This window comes from Streptosporangium sp. NPDC051023, assembly GCF_040689595.1.
In the GTDB taxonomy this organism is placed as follows: Bacteria; Actinomycetota; Actinomycetes; order Streptosporangiales; family Streptosporangiaceae; genus Streptosporangium.
In genome coordinates, this window is record NZ_JBFBCE010000001.1 from 302,931 (window position 1) to 309,163 (window position 6,233).

5 protein-coding genes and 2 tRNA genes are annotated in these 6,233 nt (G+C 65.9%); 5 read left to right on the forward strand and 2 right to left on the reverse strand.

Annotated features, from left to right (window positions below; all coding sequences use genetic code 11):
* The first annotated feature begins 212 nt into the window (after positions 1 to 212).
* From AB0395_RS01410 to AB0395_RS01430, 5 genes are all read left to right on the forward strand, one after another.
* Positions 213 to 3,161: a UPF0182 family protein gene (locus AB0395_RS01410; protein ID WP_366275889.1), complete on the forward strand. Its 2,949-nt coding sequence runs from the start codon at positions 213 to 215 to the stop codon at positions 3,159 to 3,161.
* Between the two features lie 65 nt (positions 3,162 to 3,226).
* Positions 3,227 to 3,300: transfer RNA gene (locus AB0395_RS01415), tRNA-Met, on the forward strand.
* A gap of 232 nt (positions 3,301 to 3,532) precedes the next feature.
* Positions 3,533 to 3,606: transfer RNA gene (locus AB0395_RS01420), tRNA-Met, on the forward strand.
* Positions 3,607 to 3,757: 151 nt separating this feature from the next.
* Positions 3,758 to 4,525, forward strand: coding sequence for an antibiotic biosynthesis monooxygenase (locus AB0395_RS01425; RefSeq protein ID WP_366275891.1), 768 nt, complete (start codon positions 3,758 to 3,760; stop codon positions 4,523 to 4,525).
* 59 nt (positions 4,526 to 4,584) lie between these two features.
* Complete coding sequence (locus tag AB0395_RS01430; protein WP_366275907.1) at positions 4,585 to 5,004, forward strand: PH domain-containing protein; 420 nt, start codon at positions 4,585 to 4,587, stop codon at positions 5,002 to 5,004.
* A gap of 64 nt (positions 5,005 to 5,068) precedes the next feature.
* Here AB0395_RS01430 and AB0395_RS01435 read toward each other — a convergent pair whose 3' ends face one another.
* Together AB0395_RS01435 and AB0395_RS01440 are read right to left on the reverse strand one after the other, a co-directional pair.
* Complete coding sequence (locus AB0395_RS01435) at positions 5,069 to 5,293, reverse strand: hypothetical protein (protein ID WP_366275892.1); 225 nt, start codon at positions 5,291 to 5,293, stop codon at positions 5,069 to 5,071.
* Between the two features lie 54 nt (positions 5,294 to 5,347).
* Complete coding sequence (locus tag AB0395_RS01440; RefSeq protein WP_366275893.1) at positions 5,348 to 5,764, reverse strand: hypothetical protein; 417 nt, start codon at positions 5,762 to 5,764, stop codon at positions 5,348 to 5,350.
* Positions 5,765 to 6,233: the final 469 nt, after the last annotated feature.

Sequence of the window (6,233 nt, forward strand, 5' to 3'; positions counted from 1 at the left end):
GTTTTCCGACGTCGAAAGCGGCTCCGGGCACTCATCCGGAATCTCGTGCGTTGGCACTGTTGAACCCTGTATCCGTCAGGGGTTGTGGCCGGACCGTGCCTGAGCGGCTTAGCACGGCCGTACCCCTGCCGGTGTAGGTTTCCAAACACGGACCGTGCTCTTACGACAAGGGGTTGGCCTTGAGCTTCCGGACCCCCGGAGCCGGTAGGGCAATGCGCTTGCCCCGCCGGCCACGACTGCTACTTCCTGTCGCGATCGCGATAGTCGCGGTCGTCGCGTTGTTCTTCCTTTTCGCAGGCATATACACCGACTACTTGTGGTACGAGTCGGTCGACTACACGGCGGTCTTCTCCGGTGTGGTCGTCACGCAGATCCTGCTCTTCATCGTGGGCGCCGTGCTGATGGTCGGCCTCGTGGGCGGCAACATGCTGCTGGCCTACCGGACACGGCCCATGTTCGGCCCGGGGATGTTCGGCGGCACCAGCGGCGCCGACCGATATCGGATGGCCCTCGACCCGCACCGCAGGCTGATCTTCCTGATCGGTGTCGTGGTGCTCGCATTGTTCTCGGGATCGTCGTTCGCGGGACAGTGGAAGACGTGGCTGGAGTTTCTCAACGCGGTCCCGTTCGGTGAGAAGGACGCGCAGTTCGGCATTGACCTGTCGTTCTTCATGTTCACCTACCCGTTCCTGCGGATGGTGCTGAACTTCCTGTTCACCGCGGTCATCCTGTCGGCCATCCTGGCGGCGATCGTGCACTACCTGTACGGGGGATTCAGGCTTCAGTCGCCCGGCGTGCACGCCTCCCGCGCGGCCAGGGTGCACCTTTCGGTGCTGCTCGGCGTGTTCGTGCTGCTGAAGGCGGCGGCCTACTGGGTCGACAGGTTCGGCCTGGTCTTCTCCGACCGGGGTTTCGTCTACGGAGCGTCCTACACCGACGTCAACGCGGTACTGCCCGCCAAGACCATCCTGGCGTTCATCTCTCTCATCTGCGCCGTCCTGTTCTTCGCGGGGGTCGTACGGCCAGGCGGCATGCTGCCCGGCGCCGCCTTCGGCCTGCTGGTGCTCTCGGCCATCCTGATCGGCGGGGTCTACCCGGCCCTGGTCGAGCAGTTCCAGGTCAGGCCGAACCAGCAGGACCGCGAGCAGATGTACATCAAGCGCAACATCGAGGCCACCAGGAAGGCCTACGGGATCGACAAAACCGAGGTCACCGAGTACGCCGCCAAGGGCGACGCCTCGAAGGTCAGCGTCACCACCGACAGCTCCATCTCCGGCGTGCGACTGCTCGACCCCAACCTGGTCGCCAAGACCTACCAGCAGAAGCAGCGCATCCGCGGTTACTACGACTTCCACGACCCGCTCGACGTCGACCGCTATCCCGATGCGTCGGGCAAGATGCGCGACACCGTCGTGGCGGTGCGAGAGCTGACGGGCCCGCCGAAGGAGCAGGACAACTGGATCAACCGGCACCTCGTCTACACCCACGGTTACGGCTTCGTGGCCGCGCCGGGCAACGAGGTCGACTCACAGGGCCTGCCCGACTTCGACGCCAAGGACATGCCGGTCACCGGCTCGCTGGCGGAGCGGATCGGCCTGAAGGAGTCGCGGATCTACTTCGGCGAGTCCCCGGCCGCCCCCGAGTACGTCGTCGTCGGCGGCGACAGGAAGCAGGGGCAGGAGCTTGACTATCCGGAGAGCAGCGGCACCGGCCAGCAGAACACCACCTACACCGGCAAGGGCGGCGTCCCGGTCGGCTCCTTCCTGAACCGCCTGCTCTACGCGGCCAAGTACGGCGAGACGAACCTGCTGCTTTCGGGTGACATCAACGACAAGTCCAAGATTCTCTACGAGCGCAGCCCGCAGGACCGCATCGCCAAGGTCGCGCCGTTCCTGAGCCTCGACGACAACCCCTACCCGGCCATCGTCGACGGCAAGGTCGTCTGGATCGCCGACGCCTACACCACCTCCAACTCCTACCCCTACTCGGACAGCAGGAGCCTGGAGTCGATGACCCGCGACACGGTCACCGACCCACGCCTGGTGGCACAGCAGCCGCGCGACAACATCAACTACATGCGCAACGCGGTCAAGGCCACGGTCGACGCCTACGACGGCACGGTCACGCTGTACGCCTGGGACGACAAGGACCCGATCCTGCAGACCTGGCGCAACGTCTTCCCCGGGATCATCAAGTCGCGGAGCGAGATGCCGGACGCCCTCAAGCAGCACCTGCGCTACCCGGAGGCGCTGTTCAAGGTCCAGCGTGACGTGCTGTCCCGCTACCACATCGAGGACCCGAACGCCTTCTACAGCGGTCAGGACTTCTGGAACGTCCCGAACGACCCGTCGTCCGGCGGACACGACATCAAGCAGCCGCCGTACTACCTGTCGGTCAAGATGCCCAACACGCCCGAACCCACGTTCTCGTTGACCACCACGTTCGTGCCACGCCAGGGTCCGAACCTGGCCGCGTTCATGTCCGTCGACGCGACGCCGGGAGACGACTACGGCAAGCTGCGCATCCTGCGGATGCCCTCGAACACCACGATCCCCGGCCCGGGGCAGGTGCAGAACAACTTCCAGAACAAGTTCGCCGGCCAGCTGAACCTCCTGGGCCTCGGCGGGGCGAAGATCCGCTACGGCAACCTGCTGACCCTGCCGTTCGCCGAGGGACTGGTCTACATCGAACCGGTCTACGTGGAGACGGCCGCCTCCTCAGGTCAGGAGCCCTACCCGATCCTCCGCCAGGTCCTGGTCTCCTACGGGGACAAGGTCGGCTTCGCCGACACCCTCGAGGGTGCGCTGCAGCAGGTCTTCGGTGACGGCGCCCAGCAGACCAGGCCGAACGACAGGCCCGACGTGCCCGTCCAGCCCAGCACCGTGCTGAGCCAGGCGATCGGTGAGGCACAGAAGGCCTACGACGACGCCCAGAAGGCACTGACGGCCAACCCGCCGGACTGGACGAAGTACGGCGAGGCACAGAAGGCGCTGAAGGCGGCCCTGGACAAGGTGAAGAACGCCTCGACGTCGGCGGCCACCCCGGCCCCGGCCTCGTCGGCGACTCCGAGCCCGACCTCCTCAGGGGGGCCGACCCCGGTTCCCTCGGGGACGGCGACTCCGTCGTCCTTGCCCTCCCCGTCGCCCTCTTCGAGCTCCTAGGAGGCAGCGCGCGGCTATTGAGTTCGCGTTCACCGCCAAAGCCGGGTAGTCTTCAGACACACCGACGCGGGGTGGAGCAGCTCGGTAGCTCGCTGGGCTCATAACCCAGAGGTCGCAGGTTCAAATCCTGTCCCCGCTACTAGATGAAGGCCCTGATCTCTCAGAGATCAGGGCCTTTCTCGTTGTGATCCCCCGCGTGCCCATTCAGATCTTTCGCCGTGCCCTCGCTGTGCCCTTCGGCGATCGGGCCCGGCCGTCCCGGAGCCGGCACGGCTCACTGCACCTCGGTGACCTCTTCGTCGCCGGGGCCAGCCCGTCACACAGGTGATTTGCTCTTGGCTTTGGGGTCCGGTAATCTTTAAACATACCGACGCGGGGTGGAGCAGCTCGGTAGCTCGCTGGGCTCATAACCCAGAGGTCGCAGGTTCAAATCCTGTCCCCGCTACTAGATGAAGGCCCTGATCTCTCAGAGATCAGGGCCTTTCTCGTTGTGATCCCCCGCGCTCCCGTCAGGTCCTTCGCCGCGCCTTTCCGCGCCTTCGGTGTGAATTACATGATTACACTTATACGGGTCGTCTCCCGATGAAGGGTGAACCATGATCGTCGAATACATCCGCTATCGCGTGCCCGAGGAGCTGTCAGCCGAGTTCGAGGCCGCCTACCGGCGCGCGGCCCCGCCGCTCGCGAACGCCCCCCAGTGCGTGGACTACGAGCTCACCCGGTGCGTCGAGGAAGCGGGCCGCTACATCCTCCGTATCACCTGGACCTCCGCCGAGGAGCACCTGCGGGGATTCAGGGAGGGGCCGGACTTCGCCGCCTTCTTCGCCGAGATCAGGCCCTACCTCTCCGCCATCGAGGAGATGCGGCACTACACGCCCACCGGCGTCAAGGGCCAGGGCTCGGCGGTGCCGACGCTCTACGACTGGGCGGGTGGGGCGGAGGCCCTCGAACGGCTCACCGAGGTCTTCTACGGTCACGTGAAGAAGGACGACCTCATCGGGCCGATCTTCGCGGGCATGGATCCCGGCCACCCTGCGTACGTGGCGATGTGGCTCGGCGAGGTGTTCGGCGGTCCCGACCGCTACACCCGTGAGCGCGGGGGCTATCCCCACATGCTCGCCCAGCACATCGGCAGGGGTATCACCGAACCACAGCGCCGCCGCTGGGTGAACCTGCTTCTGGACGCCGCGGACGAGATCGGGCTTCCCACCGACCCGGAGTTCCGGGCCGCGTTCCTCGGCTACATCGAGTGGGGGACCCGGCTGGCGCTGGCCAACTCCCAGCCTGGCGCGACCCCCGTCGCCAACGCCCCGGTGCCGCACTGGGGGTGGGGGGTCGCGCCGCCGTACGTGCCGGAGAGCTGAGCGTTCCGAGGCGACGAGCGTTCTGAGGGGCGAGCGGCTAGCGTGCAGGTGTGGCTGACATGTCAGGGCCGACCCTGCGCTGGCGGGTGCGCAGGGAGCTCCTCGTCGTCAAGATCGTCGTGGTGCTCGTGTTCGCGGTGCTCGCCGTACTGAACATGGACGACCCGCGCGGGACGATCCTGGCCGGCGTCGTGGCCCTGGTGGCCGCCGTCCTCGCCCTTCGCGACATCCTGGCCCCGGTACGGCTCACCGCCGACGGTGAAGGCCTTGTCGTGGTGCGGGGGTTTGTCGGTTCCGAGCGGGTGCCGTGGAGCGCGATCGAGCGGATCAGGGTGGACCGGCGGGCACGCTTCACCTCGCGCACTGAGTACCTGGAGATCGACACCGGTGAGGCGATCTTTCTCCTCAGCCGGTTCGACCTCGGTGTTCCGTGCCAGGAGGCGGCCGATGAGCTGCGTACGTTCAGGACCGGCTTCTGAGAGCACCGCTTTCCGACGGTGCCGGTCTCAGCGGAGGCCGGTCTTCAGGGGAGGGGGCAGGCTGTCAGGCTCTGACCCGGCGATGCCGTGCCTTGACTCTGGGACGGGGGCGGAGCAGCAGGAAAGTCTTGTGCAGTGACCAGCCGATGAGGAAGGTCCCGAAGACGCACTGCCCGAGACGCGTCCACACCGGCCCTTCGGCCACCGCGAACACCACCACGCCGATCCAGAGAACGCCGAAGACCCCCACGAGGGTCGTCGCGCCCCAATCCAGCCCCCGCCGCCACATGCCCTGAAGTCTTACAGATCTTGGTTCAAGGCCAGGTCAATGACGCGGAACGCCTCATCTGGGGAGGCTACGACTCGCGCCGGCACACCTGCGGACACGCGGTCCGCTTGTGGCTGTGGCCGTGGCCGTCGGGCTCTGTTCCAGACAGGTCAGCAACGCGGTCGCGGTGCGGGCGTCCAGCAGGATCTGGTTCACCTCGTCCTCGGTGACAGGGAGCTGGCCCTGCCGGGCGAGCTCCTCGGTGATGAAGGTCAAGGGGTCGGAACGGCCGGTGGTCCCTGCGGCGGCCGCCGCGGCCGCCGCGCGAGCGGCGGTGAGAAGACGCAGGTGCTGGGCGCGAAGCATGGCCTCGCGCATCCGTGCGTCCTCAAGGTCGCTCAACAGGGACCTGGCGACCCTGAGCAGATCACCTGGGTGATCGGCTTCCGCGTCGATGTGCGCGCGGATGTCGTCGAACTCTGAACGGGTCATGGTGCTCACCTCCACGGTGGAGTCAGAATCCTGACCCTCGTGCCTTGTTCGTATCGAGAGTCGATTGCGAACGGCTTGATAAGCGCTTGCGCAGTTCGACTGCCTACGAACGTTTGGGACGCGCAGGTGCTGGGGATGGTTGGCAAGTTGTCTCTGGGACGCGTGAGGCCTGGTAGTGTTCTTCTCGCAGGGCGGCGAACCGCAGAGGTCACAGAGTCTCAAGCACGGCGAACCGCCCAGTACCCCACCTTCTTGTTCAGACATTTCTATCCATGTCGTCTACGGACGATTGGACAGAAGCTGGATGTCAGAGTAAGTTGGAAGGGTTGCTCCGGAGACGGGGCAGTCGAGATCCTAGCGGGTCCGGCAGGTTCGGGTTGGCTGAAGCGAAAAGCGACAGTTTGACACGGACTAGGCGGATCTGATAAGATTGAAACACGGAAGTGTGCGCCCCGGAAGCTCCGACCGG

Excerpts from the sequence above, each read along its gene's own strand:
- AB0395_RS01410 (WP_366275889.1), top strand. The coding sequence starts at position 213 with ATGCGCTTGCCCCGCCGGCCACGACTGCTACTTCCTGTCGCGATCGCG.
- AB0395_RS01425 (WP_366275891.1), top strand. The coding sequence starts at position 3,758 with ATGATCGTCGAATACATCCGCTATCGCGTGCCCGAGGAGCTGTCAGCC.
- AB0395_RS01430 (WP_366275907.1), top strand. The coding sequence starts at position 4,585 with ATGTCAGGGCCGACCCTGCGCTGGCGGGTGCGCAGGGAGCTCCTCGTC.
- AB0395_RS01435 (WP_366275892.1), bottom strand. The coding sequence starts at position 5,293 with ATGTGGCGGCGGGGGCTGGATTGGGGCGCGACGACCCTCGTGGGGGTC.
- AB0395_RS01440 (WP_366275893.1), bottom strand. The coding sequence starts at position 5,764 with ATGACCCGTTCAGAGTTCGACGACATCCGCGCGCACATCGACGCGGAA.